The sequence below is a fragment of the Streptomyces sp. NBC_01306 genome (genome assembly GCF_026340465.1).
Taxonomy (GTDB): domain Bacteria; phylum Actinomycetota; class Actinomycetes; order Streptomycetales; family Streptomycetaceae; genus Streptomyces.
Genome location: NZ_JAPEPC010000001.1, coordinates 1,187,840 through 1,208,382, shown reverse-complemented (window position 1 = coordinate 1,208,382; position 20,543 = coordinate 1,187,840). Strand labels below are relative to the sequence as shown.

The 20,543-nt window shown below is 70.6% G+C and carries 16 protein-coding genes; 13 read left to right on the top strand and 3 right to left on the bottom strand.

The genetic code is table 11. The annotated features are described in order from the left end of the window. The first annotated feature begins 4 nt into the window (after positions 1 to 4). The 3 genes from kdpA to OG385_RS05025 are packed head-to-tail and all read left to right on the top strand — an operon-like array spanning position 5 to position 4,445. The gene (kdpA, locus tag OG385_RS05035; RefSeq protein WP_266852202.1) at positions 5 to 1,681 is read left to right on the top strand and encodes a potassium-transporting ATPase subunit KdpA; all 1,677 of its coding nucleotides are present in this window, start codon (positions 5 to 7) and stop codon (positions 1,679 to 1,681) included. Continuing rightward, positions 1,678 to 3,774, top strand: a complete 2,097-nt coding sequence (kdpB, locus tag OG385_RS05030; RefSeq protein WP_266852200.1) for a potassium-transporting ATPase subunit KdpB — start codon at positions 1,678 to 1,680, stop codon at positions 3,772 to 3,774. The genes kdpA and kdpB overlap by 4 nt, the downstream gene beginning before the upstream one ends. A gap of 5 nt (positions 3,775 to 3,779) precedes the next feature. Then, positions 3,780 to 4,445, top strand: a complete 666-nt coding sequence (locus OG385_RS05025) for a potassium-transporting ATPase subunit C (RefSeq protein WP_266852199.1) — start codon at positions 3,780 to 3,782, stop codon at positions 4,443 to 4,445. 184 nt (positions 4,446 to 4,629) lie between these two features. On the opposite strand, the gene OG385_RS05020 is transcribed toward OG385_RS05025, so the two are convergent. Then, entirely contained in the window at positions 4,630 to 5,208 is a 579-nt protein-coding gene (locus OG385_RS05020; protein ID WP_266852197.1) for a TetR/AcrR family transcriptional regulator, read from the bottom strand. A gap of 297 nt (positions 5,209 to 5,505) precedes the next feature. Here OG385_RS05020 and OG385_RS05015 point away from each other — a divergent pair, with 297 nt between their 5' ends. The 8 genes from OG385_RS05015 to OG385_RS04980 all read left to right on the top strand — a co-directional run bounded on the left by OG385_RS05015 (position 5,506) and on the right by OG385_RS04980 (position 15,126). Continuing rightward, on the top strand, positions 5,506 to 6,141 hold the full coding sequence (locus OG385_RS05015) for a 2Fe-2S iron-sulfur cluster-binding protein (protein ID WP_266852195.1): 636 nt from the start codon (positions 5,506 to 5,508) through the stop codon (positions 6,139 to 6,141). Further along, on the top strand, positions 6,138 to 7,130 hold the full coding sequence (locus OG385_RS05010; RefSeq protein WP_266852193.1) for a xanthine dehydrogenase family protein subunit M: 993 nt from the start codon (positions 6,138 to 6,140) through the stop codon (positions 7,128 to 7,130). Before OG385_RS05015 ends, OG385_RS05010 begins: the two co-directional genes overlap by 4 nt. Then, positions 7,127 to 9,268: a xanthine dehydrogenase family protein molybdopterin-binding subunit gene (locus tag OG385_RS05005; RefSeq protein ID WP_266852191.1), complete on the top strand. Its 2,142-nt coding sequence runs from the start codon at positions 7,127 to 7,129 to the stop codon at positions 9,266 to 9,268. The genes OG385_RS05010 and OG385_RS05005 overlap by 4 nt, the downstream gene beginning before the upstream one ends. Next, entirely contained in the window at positions 9,261 to 10,403 is a 1,143-nt protein-coding gene (locus OG385_RS05000) for an XdhC/CoxI family protein (protein WP_266852189.1), read from the top strand. The genes OG385_RS05005 and OG385_RS05000 overlap by 8 nt, the downstream gene beginning before the upstream one ends. A 214-nt stretch (positions 10,404 to 10,617) precedes the next feature. After that, complete coding sequence (locus OG385_RS04995; protein ID WP_266852187.1) at positions 10,618 to 13,194, top strand: ATP-binding protein; 2,577 nt, start codon at positions 10,618 to 10,620, stop codon at positions 13,192 to 13,194. Continuing rightward, the gene (locus OG385_RS04990) at positions 13,191 to 13,889 is read left to right on the top strand and encodes a response regulator (protein WP_266852185.1); all 699 of its coding nucleotides are present in this window, start codon (positions 13,191 to 13,193) and stop codon (positions 13,887 to 13,889) included. Before OG385_RS04995 ends, OG385_RS04990 begins: the two co-directional genes overlap by 4 nt. 145 nt (positions 13,890 to 14,034) lie before the next feature. After that, positions 14,035 to 14,385, top strand: a complete 351-nt coding sequence (locus OG385_RS04985; protein ID WP_266860640.1) for an OB-fold nucleic acid binding domain-containing protein — start codon at positions 14,035 to 14,037, stop codon at positions 14,383 to 14,385. A 3-nt stretch (positions 14,386 to 14,388) separates the two neighbouring features. Next, a complete protein-coding gene (locus tag OG385_RS04980) occupies positions 14,389 to 15,126 on the top strand; it encodes a DUF3159 domain-containing protein (RefSeq protein ID WP_266852183.1) in 738 nt (245 codons plus the stop codon). A 150-nt stretch (positions 15,127 to 15,276) separates the two neighbouring features. Here the strand turns inward: OG385_RS04980 and OG385_RS04975 are convergent, their stop codons facing one another. Together OG385_RS04975 and OG385_RS04970 are read right to left on the bottom strand one after the other, a co-directional pair. Beyond that, positions 15,277 to 15,954 (bottom strand): TrkA family potassium uptake protein, encoded by a 678-nt coding sequence (locus OG385_RS04975; protein WP_266852181.1) that lies wholly within the window; start codon positions 15,952 to 15,954, stop codon positions 15,277 to 15,279. Then, positions 15,954 to 16,622 (bottom strand): TrkA family potassium uptake protein, encoded by a 669-nt coding sequence (locus OG385_RS04970; RefSeq protein WP_266852179.1) that lies wholly within the window; start codon positions 16,620 to 16,622, stop codon positions 15,954 to 15,956. The genes OG385_RS04975 and OG385_RS04970 overlap by 1 nt, the downstream gene beginning before the upstream one ends. Before the next feature lie 235 nt (positions 16,623 to 16,857). Between OG385_RS04970 and OG385_RS04965 the strand changes: the two genes are divergently transcribed. Continuing rightward, positions 16,858 to 18,978, top strand: coding sequence for an APC family permease (locus OG385_RS04965; protein ID WP_266852177.1), 2,121 nt, complete (start codon positions 16,858 to 16,860; stop codon positions 18,976 to 18,978). A gap of 150 nt (positions 18,979 to 19,128) precedes the next feature. Next, positions 19,129 to 20,457 (top strand): class I SAM-dependent RNA methyltransferase, encoded by a 1,329-nt coding sequence (locus OG385_RS04960; protein ID WP_266852175.1) that lies wholly within the window; start codon positions 19,129 to 19,131, stop codon positions 20,455 to 20,457. Positions 20,458 to 20,543 lie beyond the last annotated feature (86 nt).

The window sequence follows — 20,543 nt, the reverse complement described above, 5'->3', positions numbered from 1 at the left end:
CCTGATGAGCCCCGTCCTCGCCGGTGTGCTCCAGATGCTCGCGCTCATCGTGGCGCTTGGTCTGGTCTACCGACCGCTCGGCGACTTCATGGCCCGCGTCTACTCCTCCGACCGGCATCTGCGGGTCGAGAAGTGGATCTACAAGGCCATCGGCGCCAACCCCGACTCCGCGATGCGCTGGCCGGCGTACCTCCGCGGGGTCCTCGCCTTCTCCCTGGTGAGCATCCTCTTCCTCTATCTGCTCCAGCGGGTGCAGGGTGGTCTGCCCGGCTCGCTGGGCTTCCGGTCGATCGACCCGGACCAGGCGTTCAACACCGCAGCCTCCTTCGTCGCCAACACCAACTGGCAGTCCTACTCGGGCGAGCAGGCCATGGGCCACGTCGTGCAGACCGGCGGCCTCGCGGTGCAGAACTTCGTCTCGGCCGCCGTCGGCATGGCCGTCGCGATCGCCCTCGTACGGGGCTTCGCCCGCTCCCGTACCACCACGTCCGGCGGTGAACTGGGCAACTTCTGGGCCGACCTGGTCCGCGGCACCGTCCGCATCCTGATCCCCGTCGCCGTCGTCGGCGCGCTGGTCCTGGTGGCGTGCGGCGCCATCCAGAACTTCGCGGGGATCCACGAGGTCGGGCAGTTCGGCGGCGGGTCGCAGCAGTGGAACGGCGGCGCCGTCGCCTCCCAGGAGGCCATCAAGGAGCTGGGCACCAACGGCGGCGGTTACTTCAACGCCAACTCCGCCCACCCCTTCGAGAATCCCAACGGCCTCTCCAACCTCCTTGAGGTCTTCCTGATCCTCGTCATCCCCTTCGCGATGACACGCACCTTCGGCCGCATGGTGGGCTCCCTCAAGCAGGGTTACGCGATCCTGGCGACGATGGTGACCATCTGGCTCGCCTTCACCGCCCTGATGATGTGGACCGAGTTCCACCACGGCGGCCCCGCCTTCGACATCGCGGGCGGCGCCATGGAGGGCAAGGAGACCCGCTTCGGGATCGGCGGCTCGTCGATCTTCTCGGTGGCGACCACGCTCACCTCGACCGGCGCGGTCAACTCCTTCCACTCGTCCTTCACCGGCTTCGGCGGCGGCATCACGATGCTCGGTATGCAGCTCGGCGAGATCGCGCCGGGCGGCGTCGGCTCCGGCCTCTACGGCATGCTGATCATGGCGGTCATCGCGGTGTTCATCGCAGGCCTGATGGTCGGCCGCACGCCCGAGTACCTGGGCAAGAAGATCGGCGTCCGCGAGATCAAGCTCGCGGCCTGCTACATCCTCGTCACCCCGGCGCTCGTCCTCTGCTTCACCGCGGCCGCGATGGCTCTCCCGACCCCCGGCCACTCGATGACCAACTCCGGGGCGCACGGCTTCTCGGAGATCCTCTACGCCTACACGTCCGGCGCCAACAACAACGGCTCCGCCTTCGCCGGGCTGGGCGCCGACACCCAGTGGTTCAACACCACCATCGGACTCGCCATGCTGCTCGGCCGCTTCGTGCCCATGGTGTTCGTCCTGGCGCTCGCGGGCTCGCTCGCCGAGCAGCGCCAGATACCCGAGACCTCCGGGACCCTCCGTACCGACAAGCCGCTCTTCGCCGGGCTCCTCGTCGGCACGATCCTGATCATCGCTGGTCTGACCTACTTCCCGGCGCTCGCGCTGGGCCCGCTCGCTGAAGGGCTGGCGTCATGAGTACCCTCACCCCGGCCCGCGTCCCCCACCAGGACCCGTCGCAGGGCCCCAAGCCCGAAGGGCGCGTCGGCGGCGGTCTTTTCGACCCCCGGCAGCTGCTCAGGTCCTTCCCCGACGCGCTGCGCAAGCTCGACCCGCGGATCATGGTCAAGTCGCCCGTGATGTTCGTGGTCGAGGTCGGCTCCGTCGTCACCACGGGGTTCGCCCTGAAGGACCCCGGCGACTGGTTCGGCTGGGCCATCACCGGCTGGCTCTGGCTGACCACGGTCTTCGCCAATCTGGCGGAGGCGGTCGCCGAGGGCCGCGGCAAGGCCCAGGCCGACACGCTCCGCAAGGCCAAGAGCGACACCGTCGCCCGGCGGCTGGACGGCGCCGTCGAGGAGCAGGTGCCCGGCACCGAGCTGCGCATCGGCGACCTGGTGGTCTGCGAGGCCGGTGACATCATCCCCGGGGACGGCGATGTCGTCGAAGGGGTGGCCTCGGTCGACGAGTCCGCGATCACCGGTGAATCGGCCCCCGTCATCAGGGAGTCGGGCGGTGACCGCTCGGCCGTCACCGGCGGTACGAAGGTGCTGTCCGACCGGATCGTCGTCAAGATCATGACGAAGCCCGGCGAGACCTTCATCGACCGGATGATCAAGCTGGTGGAGGGCGCCGCCCGGCAGAAGACGCCCAACGAGATCGCGCTGAACATCCTGCTCGCCTCACTCACCATCGTCTTCCTGCTGGCGGTCGTGACCCTCCAGCCGTTCGCGACGTACGCCGGTGCGAAGCAGTCGATGATCGTGCTCACCGCACTGCTGGTCTGTCTGATCCCCACCACCATCGGAGCGCTGCTCTCCGCGATCGGTATCGCGGGCATGGACCGGCTCGTCCAGCGCAATGTGCTGGCCATGTCCGGACGCGCGGTCGAGGCCGCGGGCGACGTGTCGACCCTGCTGCTCGACAAGACCGGCACCATCACCCTCGGCAACCGGCAGGCCGCCGCGTTCGTCCCCGTCAGGGGCGTCACCGAGGCTGTGCTCGCCGACGCGGCGCAGCTCTCGTCGCTGGCCGACGAGACGCCGGAGGGCCGCTCGGTCGTCGTACTCGCCAAGGAGAAGTACGGGCTGCGCGAGCGCAGCCGCGGTGAGCTGACCGGGGCCGACTGGATCTCCTTCACCGCCCAGACCCGGATGTCGGGCGTGGACGCGGGCGGCCGCCGCATCCGCAAGGGCGCGAGCGGTTCCGTGGTGGCCTGGGTCAGGGAGAACGGCGGCCAGGTCTCCGAGGACGCGCAGACGCTCACCGATGCGATCTCGGAGGCGGGCGGCACTCCGCTGCTCGTCGCCGTCGAGGACGGGGAGGGCGCCCGGGTGCTGGGTGTCATCCACCTCAAGGACGTCGTCAAGGAAGGGATGCGGGAGCGGTTCGACGAGCTGCGCCGGATGGGCATCAAGACCGTCATGATCACGGGCGACAACCCGCTGACGGCCAGGGCCATCGCCCAGGAGGCGGGTGTCGACGACTTCCTCGCCGAGGCCACCCCCGAGGACAAGATGGCACTGATCAAGCGCGAGCAGGCCGGCGGCAAGCTGGTCGCGATGACCGGTGACGGGACCAACGACGCCCCGGCGCTGGCCCAGGCGGACGTCGGGGTGGCCATGAACACCGGGACCTCGGCCGCCAAGGAGGCCGGGAACATGGTGGACCTGGACTCCAACCCGACCAAGCTGATCGAGATCGTCGAGATCGGCAAGCAACTGCTCATCACCCGGGGCGCGCTGACGACGTTCTCGATCGCCAACGACGTCGCCAAGTACTTCGCGATCATCCCCGCGATGTTCGCGGTGGCGTACCCGAGCCTCGACAAGCTGAACATCATGCGTCTCTCGTCGCCCGAGACCGCCATCCTGTCGGCCGTCGTCTTCAACGCGCTGGTCATCGTCGCGCTGGTGCCGCTGGCGCTGAAGGGCGTGCGGTACAGGCCGACCGGCGCCGACCGGATGCTCCGCCGCAACCTCGGGCTCTACGGGCTCGGCGGCCTGGTCGCACCGTTCATCGGCATCAAGATCATCGATCTGCTCATCTCCCTCATACCTGGTATCGGGTGACCATCATGAACAACTCCGTGAGCGGAACGGGCCGCCTGCTCTGGGCCGGTCTGCGCGCCCTTCTCGTCCTCACCGTCGTCTGCGGTGTGATCTACCCGCTCGCCGTCACCGGCGTCGCCCAGGCGGTCATGGGCCATCAGGCCAACGGCTCGGAGCTCAAGTCCGGGGGCAAGGTCGTCGGTTCCTCCCTCATCGGGCAGCGCTACACCCTGCCGCTGAAGAAGGGACAGCAGACCCCCGCGCCCGACCTCAGGTGGTTCCAGCCGCGTCCGTCCAACGGCCTGGGCACCAACAGCGTCAACACCCAGTACAAGCTGCTGGTGTCCGGCGCGACCAACCGGTCCGGGGACAACGCCGAACTGATCAAGTGGGTCAAGGACGCCAAGTCCGCCGTCATCAAGGACAATTCGACCGCCGGGTACCGGGTGCGGCCGTCCGACGTGCCGGCCGACGCCGTCACCTCGTCCGGCTCCGGTCTCGACCCGGACATCTCCCCGCAGTACGCGAAGCTCCAGGTGCACCGGATCGCCGCGCGCAACCACCTCACGGTGGCGCGGGTCGACCGGCTGGTCGCCGACCACACCACCGGCCGCACGCTCGGCTTCGTGGGGGAGCCCCGGGTCAACGTCCTGGAACTCAACGTGGCGCTGAAGCAGCTGACCGGAAGCTGAACCCGACGTGGCACCCGAGCAGCCGGTCCGAGGCTGATCTCCCTGTGCCGCTGAAGCGGCCCGCCTGCGGCTGATCAGGGGGCCAACCGCCCCTGCGGTACGGACTGCCCGGGAACCGGTCGCTCACGGTTCCCGGGCTTCCGTACGTCCTGACCGCGGCGCCCGCCGGGAGGGCGGCCGGCGGTCACCGCCCCGGTGCGCCCGCCCGCAGTCCGTCCATCACGAGGTCCATCAGCCGGGTGGCGCGCGGCTGCCAGTCCGAGTGCGGGTCGATCTGCCAGAGGCCGGCGATGGCGAGCAGGAAGTCGTCGGCGGTCACCCCCGGGCGGATGGTGCCGGCCTCTTCGCCGGCGCTCAGCAGGAGCCCGGCCGCGGAGGTCAGCGGGGTGTGCCCCGGTTTCGGCGGCGCCCCGGGCCCGCCGGTGGCCAGCCGGATGGCGTCCGCCAGGCCGGCCTTGGTCATGGCGAACCTGGTCAGGTGGTCCATCCACTCGCGCAGCGCCTGGTCCGGTTCCCGCGTTCCGAGCAACTGGGCTGCTGTGTCGGCGACCTGCTGCATCTCGTAGCGGTAGATCTCCAGGACGAGTGCCCCGCGGTTGGGGAAGTTGCGGTAGAACGTGCCCTGCCCGACGCCCGCCTTCTTGGCGATCGCGCTCAGCGAGGCGTTCGGGCACCGTGTCAGCTCGACCACGGCCACTTCGAGGATGCGCTCGCGGTTGCGCTGGGCGTCCGACCGCAGCGCCGCCTCCCTCTTCTGTTCCACTCGTCCTCCCGGCGGCGTGGCCGATCTTGGCCCTTGCTAACCGGACAGGTGTCCATTACGCTCCCTGCAAATGGACAGCTGTCCGCTTACCTTCACCATAGCGGCGATTCGGCCGGCGGCGATACGACCGGCCGGCGCCCGCCGGCGCCCGCCTTGTACCTCCCCTGCCTGCGGTTCTCCCGAGCCCGCCTCGCCGCGCACGGTCGCAGGCCCGGGATTCCCCTTACGTCTCCTCGTTCGACCGCCTGCCGGCCCGCCCTCCCGACGGACTCCGGCGTACGCGAAAGAAGACTGATCATGGCCCCTGTCCCAGCCACCCCGTCGGCGTCCAGCGCCATCACCCTGAAGGTCAACGGCGAGAAACACACGCTGCCCGTCGACCACCGCACCACCCTGCTCGACGCACTGCGCGAGCGGCTCGATCTGACCGGCACCAAGAAGGGCTGCGACCAGGGGCAGTGCGGTGCCTGCACCGTCCTGCTCGACGGGCGCCGTGCCGTGGCCTGTCTGCAACTCGCCGTGGCGGCCGAGGGGCGCGAGATCACCACCATCGAGGGCGTCGCCGAAGAAGGCGGTCAACTGCACCCGGTCCAGCAGGCGTTCCTCGACCTGGACGGATATCAGTGCGGCTACTGCACGCCGGGACAGATCTGTTCGGCGGTGGCGGTGATCGAGGAACACGCGGCGGGCTGGCCGAGCGCCGTCACCGGTGATGTGCGGCCCGAGGCGGGTCCGACCCCGCTGACCGCCGAGGAGATCCGGGAGCGGATGAGCGGCAACCTGTGCCGCTGCGGCGCCTATGTGTCGATCGTGCAGGCGGTCGCCCGCGCGGCGGCGGCCCACGGATCGACCACAGAGACCACAGAGACCACAGAGAGCACAGACACCACAGGGGCCGCAGCGGCCTCGGCGGCAGGGGGAGCGGCGGCATGAAGGAGTTCGGATATGAGCGTGCGTTCGACGTCTCCGGCGCCCTCGCGCTGCTCGACGCCGATTCCGGCGCCCGGTATCTCGGCGGTGGCACCAACCTCGTCGACCTGATGAAGGCCGGCGTCGAGCGCCCCACTCGCCTCGTCGACGTACGCGAACTGCCCCTGGACCGTATCGAGGCGGCCGACGGCGGCGGTCTGCGGATCGGCGCGACCGTCACCAACAGCGACCTCGCCGCACACCCCGAAGTCCGCCGGAACTACCCGGCGTTGACACAGGCCGTGCTGGCCGGTGCCTCCGGGCAACTGCGCAACATGGCCACCGTCGGCGGGAACCTGCTCCAGCGCACCCGCTGCGGCTACTTCACGGACGTGACCAAACCGTGCAACAAGCGCGTCCCCGGCAGCGGTTGCCCCGCCATCGAGGGCGAGCACCACAACCACGCCATCCTGGGCGCGTCCGACCACTGTGCGGCGGTCCATCCCTCGGACATGGGCGTGGCACTGACCGCCTTCGACGCCGTCGTGTCGTACGAAACGGCCGACGGACCCGGCGAGTTGCCCCTCACGGAGTTCTACACGCCCGTGGGTGACACCCCACATCTGGAGACCGCTCTGCCGCCGGGGGCGCTGATCACCGGCCTCACCCTGCCGCCCGCCCCGGTCGCGGCCTTCTCCCGCTACCGGAAGGTGCGCGAGCGCGCCTCGTACGCCTTCGCGATCGGCTCGATCGCCGCCGCGCTCGACGTCCGGGACGGAGTGGTCCACGACGTACGCCTGGCCTTCGGGGCGGTCGCGTCCCGCCCGTGGCGGGCCCGGGCGGCCGAAGCGGTGCTGACCGGGGCGCCCGCCGGCAGTGAGACGTTCGCCGCCGCCGCGGACGCCGAACTGGCGGCCGCCGAACCGCTGCCGCACAACGGATACAAGGTGGCGCTGATGCGCAATCTCGTCGTGGCGGTGCTGACCGAACTCGCCGAGGAGGCCGCCCGATGACCACCACCACGACCACCAGGCTGAAGAGCGCGGTCGGGACCGCGCACATCCGGGTGGAGGGCCGCGACAAGGTCACCGGGGCCGCCCGCTACGCGGGTGAGATCCCCTTCGCCGAACTGGCCCACGGCTGGCTGGTGCTGTCCACCGTCGCCCGTGGCCGGATCCGCGCGATGGAGACCGCCGAGATCCTCGCGATGCCCGGGGTTCTCGCCGTCCTCCACCACGGCAACGCGCCGCGCGTCGACTCCGACTACGTCGGCCTCCTGGGAGGCCCGCCCGACCCGACCTGTGCGCTCTTCCAGCAGGACCGGGTGCCGTTCATGGGGTGGCCGGTGGCGCTGGTCGTCGCCGAGACGTCCGAGCAGGCCAGGGAGGCCGCCGAGGCGCTGGTCGTGGAGTACGACGTGGAACCGCACGACGTCGGGTTCACCGCCGACCGTCCGGACGCGTATCCCGTGGACGGCCATATGCCGGCCGTGACCGCGAAGGGGGACCTGGAGGCCGAACTCGCCGCGTCCGCCGTCGTCGTGGACGAGGAGTACACCACCCCCGAAGAGCACCACAGCATGATGGAGCCACATGCGGCCACGGCCCTCTGGGAGGGCGGCCGGCTCGAAGTCGTCGACTCCAACCAGGGCACCACCTGGGTCGCGGGTGAGCTGGCGAATCTGTTCTCGCTCGACCCCGCCTCGGTCCGCGTGCGGTCCGAACACGTCGGCGGCGGCTTCGGGAGCAAGGGTGCGCGCGCCCACCAGGTCGCCGCGGTGATGGCAGCGACCGTCCTCCAGCGCCCGGTCCGCGTCGTGCTGACCCGCCGTCAGATGTTCTCGCTGGCCGGCTACCGCAGCCCCACCGCGCAGCGGCTCAGGCTCGGCGCCGGCCCCGACGGGCGGCTGCGCGCGCTGGAACACCGCTCCCTGAGTCTCACCTCATCCGTGCACGAGTTCATCGAGCCGAGCGCCGGGGTGCCACGCGTCATGTACGACGCCGACGCCCACCACACGGCCAACCGGGTGGTGCGCCTCGACGTACCGACACCGACCTTCATGCGCGCACCGGGCGAGGCGCCGGGGTCGTTCGCGCTGGAGTCGGCGCTCGACGAACTCGCCGAGAAGTGCGGCATCGACCCGATCGAGCTGCGCGCCCGCAACGAGCCGGAGCGGGGCCCCGTCTCCGGCCTGCCCTTCAGCGGCCGGAACCTGAACGGCTGCTTCCGGGAAGGCGCGCGCAGGTTCGGCTGGGCGGACCGGGACCCCCGTCCCGGCCTGCGTACCGAGGGGCGCTGGCTGCTCGGCACCGGCACGGCGGCGGCTTCGTTCCCGGCAGGGGCCGCACCGTCCACGGCCGCTGTGACGGCTGAGGCGGACGGCACCTTCACCGTGCGGATCTCCGCGGCGGACATCGGAACGGGCGCGCGGACCGCGCTCACGCTGGTGGCGGCCGACGCGCTGGAGGCAGCCCCGGACCGGGTCCGGGTACGGATCGGCGACAGCGACTTCGGACCGGCGATGATCGCCGGCGGGTCGATGGGCACCAGGTCCTGGGCATGGGCGATCACGGCCGCGGCCGGCGAACTGCGCGGGCGGCTCGTCCCGGGCGGTGACATCCCGCCGGAGGGCATCACGGTGCGGTCGGACACCACCGAGGCCATCGGCGCACTCGAAAAGAAGGAACGGCACTCCTTCGGGGCGCAGTTCGCCGAGGTCGCCGTGGACGTCGCCACCGGCGAGGTACGTGTACGGCGGATGCTCGGCATCTTTGCGGCGGGCCGGATCGTCAACCCGCTCACCGCCCGCAACCAGTTCCTCGGCGGAATGACCTGGGGCATCTCCATGGCCCTGCACGAGGAGGCGGTCCGGGACCGCGCCTCCGGCGGTCACTACGGCGCCGACCTCGCGGGGTACCACGTCGCCACGCACGCCGACGTGCCCGCCATCGAGGCGGACTGGATCGAGGACCCGGCCACCGACGACCCGGACGACCCGGTCGGTATCAAGGGCATCGGCGAGATCGGCATCGTGGGCGCCGCGGCGGCCATCGCCAACGCGGTCTGGCACGCGACGGGCGTACGCCACCGGGCCCTGCCCATCAGGCCCGACCGCGTCATCCTGGCCGGTACGGGGGACCCGCGTGCTTGACATCGCCGACGAGCTGCACCGCTGGGCCGAGGAGGGCCGGGACTTCGCCGTCGCCACCGTCGTCGCCGTCGGTGGCAGCGCCCCGCGCGGCCCCGGCGCCGCCCTGGCCGTCGACGGCGGGGGGAAGGTCATCGGCTCGGTCTCCGGAGGCTGTGTGGAGGCCGAGGTGTACGAGCTGTGCCGACAGGCGCTGGCGGACGGGGAGACGGTCGTCCAACGCTTCGGCTACAGCGACGAGGACGCCTTCGCGGCGGGGCTCACCTGCGGCGGGACCCTGGACATCATGGTCACGCCGGTCGCCGCAGACGCGCCCTGGCGGTCGGTGTTCCGGGCGGTGCTGGCCGGCGCCGCCCAAGGGGAGCCGGTGGCGGTCGCCCGGGTCGTCCGGGGCCCGGCCGGACTCCTCGGCAGGGCCCTGGCCGTACGCCCCGACGGCCCGCACGAAGGGAGCATCGGCGGCGGCGCGGAACTGGACCGGACGGCGGCGGCCGAGGCCCGGGCCATGCTGGACGCCGGGCGCACCGGCACGGTCGGCCTCTCGGAGGACGGATCGCACTGCCCCGGCGGTCTCACGCTGCTCGTCGAAGCGAACGTGCCGCCGCCCCGCATGATCGTCTTCGGCGCGGTCGACTTCGCCGCGGCGCTCGTGCGCGCGGGCAAGTTCCTCGGCTACCACGTGACGTTGTGCGACGCCCGGCCCGTCTTCGCCACGAGGGACCGCTTCCCCGAGGCCGACGACATCGTGGTCGACTGGCCGCACCGCTATCTGCGGCGTGCCCGGACCGACGGGCGCACGGTCCTGTGCGTGCTCACCCACGACGCCAAGTTCGACATCCCCCTGCTGAAGGAGGCGCTCCGGATGCCGGTCGCGTTCGTCGGCGCCATGGGGTCGCGCCGGACCCATCTGGACCGCGACCGGCGGCTGCGTGACGTCGGTCTGACCGAGGGGGAGCTGGCCCGGCTGAGGTCGCCGATCGGCCTCGACCTCGGCGCCCGCACCCCCGAGGAGACCGCCCTGTCGATAGCGGCGGAGATCGTGGCGGCCCGGCGGGGAGGGACGGGCGTCCCGCTGACGGGCTCGGAGAGCCCGATTCACGCCGAGGGGGGAGAGCGCGGGGGCGTGGCGGCTGCCTGACGGATGCCGGTGGCGGCTGCTCGGCCGATGCCGTCCACCGGGGGTGGCAGTCCAGGACATCCGACCCGGCGGGTCCTGCCCGACCAGGGCCCGCCGCAGTCATCAGGATCGCGTCAAGACACCCGCAGATGCGGCCCCCCGTCCGTTATGCCGGAATCCCTGGCCGTAAGGTCGACGGAGAGTACTCACCCGTTCTCTGAAAGACAATGGGGCCATGGCACGAGGCAAGCTTCGAATATTCCTCGGCGCGGCACCGGGCGTCGGGAAGACGTACGCGATGCTGTCCGAGGCCCACCGCAGGGTGGAGCGGGGAACCGACTGCGTCGTCGCCTTCGTCGAGCACCACGACCGGCCGCGCACGGAGGTGATGATGCACGGCCTGGAGCAGATCCAGCGCCGTGAGATCGGCTACCGCGGCGGCGTCTTCACCGAAATGGACGTGGACGCGGTCCTGGAACGCGCGCCAGCTGTCGCCCTGGTCGACGAGCTGGCCCACACCAATGTCCCGGGCTCGCGCAACGCCAAGCGCTGGCAGGACGTGGAGGAGCTGCTCAAGGCGGGCATCGACGTCGTCTCGGCCGTCAACATCCAGCATCTGGAGTCGCTCGGCGACGTCGTCGAGTCGATCACGGGCGTCGCCCAGCGCGAGACCGTCCCTGACGAAGTGGTCCGCCGGGCCGACCAGCTCGAACTGGTCGACATGTCGCCCCATTCGCTGCGCCGCCGGATGGCCCACGGCAACATCTACAAGCCCGACAAGGTCGACGCTGCCCTCTCCAACTACTTCCGCCCCGGCAACCTCACCGCCCTGCGCGAGCTCGCGCTGCTCTGGGTGGCCGACCGGGTGGACGAGTACCTCCAGCAGTACCGCGGCGAGCACAACATCCGCTCCACCTGGCAGGCCCGCGAGCGCATCGTGGTGGGACTCACCGGCGGCCCCGAGGGCCGTACGCTCATCCGCCGCGCGGCCAGGATGGCCGCGAAGGGCTCGGGCAGCGAGATCCTCGCCGTCTACATCGCCCGGAGCGACGGCCTGACCTCAGCCTCGCCCAAGGAGCTGGCGTTCCAGCGGACGCTGGTGGAGGACCTGGGCGGCACCTTCCACCACGTCATAGGGGAGGACATCCCCTCCGCGCTGCTGGAATTCGCCCGCGGGGTCAACGCCACCCAGATCGTGCTCGGCTCCAGCCGCCGCAAGACCTGGCAGTACATCTTCGGCCCCGGCGTCGGACAGACCGTGGCCCGGGATTCCGGGCCCGATCTGGACGTCCACATCGTCACCCACGAGGAGGTCGCCAAGGGGCGCGGGCTGCCGGTCGCACGCGGGGCGCGCCTGGGGCACGTACGGATCATCTGGGGCTGGCTGGCCGGGGTCGTCGGACCGGCCCTCCTCACCGTGCTGCTGACCAACATCGACGCCGAGCTCGGCCTCGCCAACGACATGCTGCTCTTCCTGTCGCTGACGGTGGCCGCCGCGCTGCTCGGCGGGCTGCTGCCGGCGCTCGCGTCGGCGGCCTTCGGCTCGCTGCTGCTGAACTACTACTTCGCGCCACCGCTGCATCTGCTGACGATCTCGAACTCCAAGAACATCGTCGCCATCGTGATCTTCGTGTCGGTGGCCGTGGCGGTGGCGTCCGTGGTGGACCAGGCGGCCCGCCGCACCCACCAGGCGGCGAGGCTGCGCGCCGAGTCCGAGATCCTCTCCTTCCTGGCAGGCAGCGTCCTGCGCGGCGAGACCTCACTGGACGCGCTTCTCGAACGGGTGAAGGAGACGTTCGCCATGGACTCCGTGGCACTCCTCGAACGGAAGAGCGACGTCGACCCATGGGTCTGCGTGGGCAGCGTCGGGCCCCGGCCACTGGCACGCCCCGAGGACGCCGACGTGGACATGCCGATCGGCGACCATATGGCGATGGCGCTCACCGGCCGTGTGCTGCCCGCCGAGGACCGCAGGGTGCTCGGCGCCTTCGCCGCCCAGGCCGCCGTCGTACTGGACCGCCGGCGCCTCGTCGGCGAGGCCGAGGAGGCCCGCAGGCTGGCCGAGGGCAACCGCATCCGTACGGCGCTCCTCGCGGCCGTCAGTCACGATCTGCGGACCCCGCTCGCCGCCATCAAGGCGGCTGTCAGCTCGCTGCGCTCCGACGACGTCTCCTGGTCGGACGAGGACGAGACGGAACTGCTCGCGGGCATCGAGGACGGCGCGGACCGCCTCGACCACCTCGTGGGCAACCTCCTGGACGTCTCGCGGCTCCAGACCGGCACCGTCACCCCGCTGATCCGCGAGATCGACCTCGACGAGGTCGTCCCGATGGCGCTGGGCGGGGTCCCCGAGGGCAGCGCCGAGCTGGACATCCCGGAGACGCTGCCCATGGTGGCCGTCGACCCGGGCCTGCTGGAGCGGGCCGTCGCGAACATCGTCGAGAACGCCGTCAAGTACAACCCCGGGGACGTGCCCGTCACCGTGGCCGCCAGCGCGCTGGGCGACCGCGTGGAACTGCGCGTCGCCGACCGGGGGCCCGGCGTCCCCGACGAGGCCAAGGAACGCATCTTCGAACCCTTCCAGCGCCTCGGCGACGCCCCGCGCGGCGTGGGCGTCGGCCTCGGACTCGCGGTCGCCCGCGGCTTCGCCGAGGCCATGGGCGGCACGCTCGGCGCCGAGGACACCCCAGGCGGCGGCATGACCATGGTCCTCACCCTGAGAGCGGCCACGGGACCGGCAGCCGCGGGCTCCACGCCGCCCGTCGGCTCCACCACGGCCACCCCATCGGCAGAAAGGCAGATCCAGCTATGACCCGGGTGCTCGTGGTCGAGGACGATCCGCAGATTGTGCGCGCCCTTGTGATCAACCTGAAGGCGCGCAAGTACGAGGTGGACGCCGCCCAGGACGGGGCCACCGCACTCCGGCTGGCCGCCGCCCGCCACCCCGACGTGGTCCTCCTGGACCTCGGGCTGCCCGACATGGACGGTGTGGAGGTCATCAAGGGCCTGCGCGGCTGGACCCGGGTTCCCGTCCTGGTGCTCTCCGCCCGCCACACATCGGACGAGAAGGTCGAGGCGCTGGACGCGGGCGCCGACGACTACGTCACCAAGCCCTTCGGCATGGACGAGCTGCTGGCCCGGCTGCGGGCCGCGGTCCGCAGGGCCGAGCCCGTCGGGCCGGACTCCGGGGCGGGGGGCGAGGACGTCTCGCTGGTGGAGACCGCGGAGTTCACTGTCGACCTGGCGGCCAAGAAGGTGCAGCGCGGGGGCCGCGACGTCCGCCTGACGCCGACCGAGTGGCACCTCCTGGAGGTGCTCGTACGGAACACCGGCCGGCTGGTCAGCCAGAAACAGCTGCTCCAGGAGGTCTGGGGCCCCTCGTACGGCACGGAGACCAACTATCTGCGCGTCTACATGGCCCAGCTGCGCCGCAAACTGGAGGCCGACCCCTCACACCCCAGGCACTTCGTCACCGAGCCCGGCATGGGGTACCGCTTCGAGCACTGAGAGGGTTTCGAGCACTGGGAGAGTGAGGGCAACAGGCGGAGGCGCCGGCGAGGGCCGGCAGGGATGGGACAGCGGGGGGCAACGGGTACCGGGCCCCCGGTACCCTTCACCTATGAGCGCTAAGCCGACCGGCCGCTTCCGCCGGATGATCGACCGGCTGTCGACCTCGCAGGAGGATCTGCACTCCGCGGAGCTGCAGGAGGACTCGCAGGCCACCGGGTGCACCAGGATCTCCGAGTGCACCGACCGCGAGATCGTCAAGGTGACTGGTACCTTGCGCACGGTCACCCTGCGTCCCCGGGCCGGAGTGCCCGCCCTGGAGGCCGAGCTGTTCGACGGCACGGCCCCGCTGGACGTGGTGTGGCTGGGGCGGCGCTCGATCGTCGGCATAGAGCCCGGCCGCAAGCTGATCGCCTCCGGCCGGATCTCCATGAGCCACGGCCGGCGGGTGCTGTTCAACCCCAAATACGAACTGCGACCGCTCGGACAGGAGTAGCCGGTGACGTCTCTCGACAAGCCGACCACAACCGACCAGGACACCGCCGCCAGAGCCGTCACGGAGGCAGCTCTCTTCGAAGCCTTCGGCGGAGTGCGGGGCATGGTGGAGACCGTGCTCCCGGGCCTGCTGTTCGTGACCATCTTCACGATCAACAAGGACCTGAAGACCTCCGCGATCGCCGCCGTCGCGGTCTCCCTGGTGCTCGTCGTGGTGCGGCTGGTCCGCAGGGACACCGTCAAGCACGCCTTCAGCGGCGTCTTCGGCGTCGCGTTCGGTGTGGTCTTCGCGATGATGACCGGCAACGCCAAGGACTTCTATCTGCCGGGCATGCTCTACACGCTGGGCCTGGCTCTCGCCTACCTCGTCACGGCGGCGGTCGGCTTCCCGCTGATCGGGGTGATCCTCGGGCCGGTCTTCAAGGAGAACCTCTCCTGGCGCAACCGCAACCCCGGTCGCAAGTCGGCGTACGCGAAGTCGAGTTGGGCCTGGGGGCTGATCCTCCTCGCCAAGTGCGCGATCCTCTTCCCGCTGTACTGGTGGGCCGACACCACGCAGTTCGGCTGGGTGCTGATCGCGCTGAAGATCCCGCCGTTCCTGCTCGCGGTCTACCTCACCTGGGTCTTCCTGGCGAAGGCGCCGCCGCCCATCGACGTGTTCGCGGAGATGGAAGCCGAGGAAGAGGCCGAGAAGGCCCGGAAGGCGGCCGCGGCCGCCGAGACACAGCGCGGCGAGGCCTGACCGGCGGCGCCGGCACAGAGCCGCACGGCCACCCGTACACGGCCACCGCACACAGCAACCCCGCACACGCCGAACGCCGTACCGGATCGATCCCGGTACGGCGTTCCGCTGTGCGGGCAGCCCGTACGGTACGGCTCCTGGCCGGAGCGGTTACCCGGCCGCGCCCTCCCGGCGTACCGACAGCAGGTCCTCCAACTGCTCCTCGCGCGCTTGCGCGGCCACGAACAGCAGCTCGTCGCCCGCCTCCAGGGTCTCCTCCGGACTCGGCGTCAGGACGCGCGTGCCGCGGATGATGGTGACCAGCGAGGTGTCCTCGGGCCACGCCACATCACTGACCTGGGTACCGGCCAGCGCCGACTCGGGCGGCAGCGTCAGCTCGACGAGGTTGGCGTCACCGTGGCTGAAGCGCAGCAGCCGTACGAGATCGCCGACGCTCACGGCCTCCTCGACCAGCGCCGACATCAGCCGCGGCGTGGAGACCGCGACATCGACGCCCCAGGACTCGTTGAACAGCCACTCGTTCTTCGGGTTGTTCACCCGGGCCACGACCCGCGGTACCCCGTACTCCGTCTTCGCGAGCAGCGAGACCACCAGGTTGACCTTGTCGTCACCGGTCGCGGCGATCACCACGTTGCACCGCTGCAGCGCCGCCTCGTCCAGCGAGGTGATCTCGCAGGCGTCCGCGAGCAGCCACTCGGCCAGCGGCACCCGCTCCACCGAGATGGCGGTGGGCGCCTTGTCGACCAGCAGGACCTCGTGCCCGTTCTCCAGCAGCTCACCCGCGATGGAACGCCCCACCGCGCCGGCCCCGGCAATAGCCACACGCATCAGTGACCGCCCTCCTCGGGACCTCGGGCGAAGGCCGCTTCGACCTTTTCGACCTCGGCCGTGTGCATCATGACGTGCACCAGATCACCCTCCTGGAGCACAGTCCGGGACGTGGGCAGCGTCGCCTCCCCCAGACGTGTGAGAAACGCGACGCGCACGCCCGTCTCCTCCTGGAGCTGGCTGATCTTGCGGCCGATCCAGGCAGCCGACGTATGCACCTCCGCGAGCTGCACACCCCCGCTCGGATCGCGCCACAGCGGTTCGGCGCCGGACGGCAGCAGCCGCCGCAGCATCTGGTCGGCGGTCCAGCGGACCGTCGCGACGGTCGGGATGCCCAGGCGCTGGTAGACCTCGGCACGGCGGGGGTCGTAGATGCGGGCGGCGACGTTCTCGATCCCGAACATCTCGCGGGCGACCCGCGCCGCGATGATGTTCGAGTTGTCCCCGCTGCTCACCGCGGCGAACGCACCGGCCTCCTCGACACCCGCTTCACGGAGGGTGTCCTGGTCGAATCCGACTCCGGTGACCCGGCGACCGCCGAACCCGGCGCCCAGACGGCGGAAGGCCGTGGGGTCCTGGTCGATGACTGCGACCGTGTGCCCCTGCTGTTCCAGGGTCTGCGCGAGAGCGGCTCCCACTCGCCCGCAGCCCATGATGACGATGTGCACGACCGTCCTTCCACACGTCCGTAAATTTTCGGTCATAACTGTTCCACCGGAAAATGGCCCCGGCCGAGGAATAAAGACTCTCAGACAAGCGGCCAAGCTACACACGCGCGGTGCGGGTGGGGAGCCCTGTGCGGGGAGCCTCTGACAAGGAGGGGGAAGTTCCGCCGTGACGAGCCCGTGGCGATGAGGGGGTGGGGGTGCGCGTCCCCTATATCGAACGCTTACGATCCTCACCGTGTCCAAACTGACCGACGTGCCCAAACGCATCCTGATCGGCCGGGCGCTGCGCAGCGACAAGCTGGGCGAGACCCTTCTCCCCAAACGCATCGCGCTTCCCGTCTTCGCCTCCGACCCCCTGTCCTCGGTGGCGTACGCCCCGGGAGAAGTGCTGCTCGTCCTCTCCGTAGCGGGTGTGTCGGCCTACCACTTCAGCCCGTGGATCGCGGTCGCCGTTGTGGTGCTGATGTTCACCGTGGTGGCGTCCTACCGGCAGAACGTGCACGCCTACCCGAGCGGCGGCGGTGACTACGAGGTCGCCACCACCAACCTCGGGCCGAAGGCCGGGCTCACCGTGGCCAGCGCCCTGCTCGTCGACTACGTCCTCACCGTCGCGGTGTCGATCGCCTCCGGCGTCGAGAACCTCGGCTCGGCGATCCCCTTCGTCGTCGAGCACAAGGTGTTCTGCGCCGTCGCGATCATCGTGTTGCTGACCCTGATGAACCTGCGCGGTGTGAAGGAATCGGGGAAGCTTTTCGCTATTCCTACGTACGTCTTCGTCGCCGGCGTCTTCATCATGATCGCGTGGGGCGCCTTCAGGGGGTTCGTGCTCGGCGACACCATGAAGGCCCCGACCGCGGACTTCACGATCCACGCCGAGCGGGGCGGCCTCAGCGGCTTCGCCATGGTCTTCCTGCTGCTGCGGGCCTTCTCCTCCGGCTGTGCGGCGCTCACCGGCGTCGAGGCGATCAGCAACGGCGTACCGGCCTTCCGCAAGCCGAAGAGCAAGAACGCCGCGTCCACGCTGGCGCTGATGGGCATCCTGGCCGTCACGATGTTCTGCGGAATCATCGGCCTCGCCATGGCCACCAACGTGCGGATGGCGTCCAACCCCGCCACCGATCTGCTCAACCACGGTGTCCCGGTGGGGTCCGGCTACAACCAGGACCCGGTGATCTCGCAGGTGGCCGCCGCCGTGTTCGGCAACGGCACCTTCCTGTTCGTGGTCCTCGCCGCGGCGACGGCGCTGGTCCTCTTCCTGGCCGCCAACACCGCGTACAACGGCTTCCCGCTGCTCGGTTCGATCCTCGCCCAGGACCGCTACCTGCCGCGCCAGCTGCACACCCGGGGCGACCGGCTGGCCTTCTCCAACGGCATCGTGCTGCTGGCGGGCGCCGCCGTGCTGCTCGTGGTGATCTACGGCGCCGACTCGACACGGCTGATCCAGCTGTACATCGTCGGCGTGTTCGTCTCCTTCACCCTCAGCCAGACCGGCATGGTCCGGCACTGGAACCGCCACCTGGCGACGGAGAAGGACCCCAACAAGCGCCGCCACATGATCCGTTCGCGTGCGATCAACGCCTTCGGCGCCTTCTTCACCGGTCTGGTGCTGGTCGTCGTCCTGGCCACCAAGTTCACCCACGGCGCCTGGGTCGCCCTGCTCGGCATGGTGATCTTCTTCGGGACCATGACCGCGATCCGCAAGCACTACGACCGGGTGGCCGAGGAGATCGCGGCGCCGGACGAGCCGTCCGACGACAGCCTGCGCCCGTCGCGCGTCCACTCGATCGTGCTGGTCTCCAAGCTCCACAAGCCGACGCTGCGCGCGCTCGGTTACGCGAAGCTGATGCGCTCCGACCGCCTGGAGGCGCTCTCCATCGGCGTGGACCCGGCCGAGACGAAGGCGCTCAAGGAGGACTGGGAGCGGCGCGGCATCAATGTGCCGCTGAAGATCCTGGACTCCCCGTACCGGGAGATCACCCGGCCGATCATCGAGTACGTACGGGGCCTGCGGCGCGAGAGCCCGCGGGACGTGGTCTCCATCTACATCCCCGAGTACGTGGTGGGGCACTGGTACGAGCACGTCCTGCACAACCAGAGCGCCCTGCGCCTGAAGGGGCGGCTGCTCTTCACCCCCGGTGTCATGGTGACCTCGGTCCCGTACCAGCTGGAGTCCTCGGAACTCGCGAAGAAGCGCGCGAAGAAGCGGGCCGACTGGAACGCGCCGGGCGCGGTGCGCCGGGGCCCGGTGGCCAGGCGGCCCGAGGAGCCCGTGGGCGCTGCCGCAGGGAAGGGCGCGAAGGGCGCCAAGAGTACGAAGGACACGAAGGACACGAAGGGGCCGAAGGGCGAGAGCTGAGCGGACGGGCCGGGCCGGCACCGGCCCGGTCTGTTCTGCCGGCGTTCCGCCTGCATCCGGCGGCGACTGGTGAACAGCCGGGCAACACCCACGTAGACTGGTGGGTCGTTGTCCGGCTGTTCCCTTTTGATCTTCTGGAGTCCCCCCGCCATGCAGACAGAACCCACGTCATCGCTGGTCGGGGAGGAGTACGAGGTCGAGGTCGGCCCCGTCGCGCACGGCGGCCACTGCATCGCCCGCAACGAGGAGGGCCGAGTCCTCTTCGTACGGCACACCCTGCCCGGCGAGAAGGTCGTCGCCCGGGTGACCGACGGCGAGGAGAGCTCACGCTTCCTGCGGGCCGACGCCGTCCGGATCATCGAGGCGTCCAAGGACCGGGTCGAGGCCCCGTGCCCCTTCGCCGGCCCCGGCCGGTGCGGCGGCTGCGACTGGCAGCACGCCAAGCCGGGCGCACAGCGCAGGCTCAAGGGCGAAGTGATCGCCGAGCAGCTCCAGCGGCTGGCGGGCCTGACCCCGGAGGAAGCGGGCTGGGACGGCACCGTGATGCCCGCCGAGGGTGACAAGCTGCCGGCGGGCGAGGTGCCCGCGTGGCGCACCCGGGTCCAGTACACGGTGGACGACCAGGGCAGGGCGGGGCTGCGCAAGCACCGCTCGCACGAGGTCGAGCCGATCGACCACTGCATGATCGCGGCGCCGGGGGTCACGGAACTGGGCATCGAGAAGCGCGAGTGGCCGCAGCTGGCATCGGTCGAGGCCATCGCGGCCACCGGCTCCAGCGACCGCCAGGTCGTCCTCACCCCGAAGCCGGGCGGCCGGCTGCCGCTGGTCGAGCTCGACCAGCCGGTCTCCGTGCTGCGCGTCGAGGAACACGACGGGGGAGTGCACCGCGTCCACGGCCGCCCCTTCGTCCGCGAACGGGCCGACGGCCGCACGTACCGCGTCGGCATGGGCGGCTTCTGGCAGGTCCACCCGCAGGCGGCCGACACTCTGCTGAAGGCCGTGATGCAGGGCCTGATGCCCCGCAAGGGCGACACGGCGCTCGACCTGTACTGCGGAGTCGGCCTGTTCGCGGGCGCCATCGCCGAACGGGTCGGCGAGCAGGGCGCGGTGCTCGGCATCGAGTCCTCCAAGCGCGCATGCGAGGACGCCAGGCACAACCTGAAGGAACTGCCGAGGGTCCGCATCGAACACGGCAAGGTCGAGGCGGCCCTGCCCCGCACGGGCATCACCGAGACCGACCTGATCGTCCTGGACCCGCCCCGAGCGGGCGCGGGCAAGCAGACGGTCAAGCACCTGTCGGCCCTGGGCGCCCGCCGTATCGCGTACGTCGCGTGCGACCCGGCAGCGCTGGCCCGGGACCTGGCGTACTTCCGGGAGGGCGGGTACAAGGTGCGGGTGCTGCGGGCGTTCGATCTGTTCCCGATGACGCACCACGTGGAGTGCGTGGCGATTCTGGAGCCCCTCGCTAAGGCCGCCTGACCTGCGGGTTCGGGTGGTGGTGTCCGGATCGATCCGTTGAGCGGGGCCAGGTGTTGAACCCGGTCTTTCGGCCCATGCGATCCAAG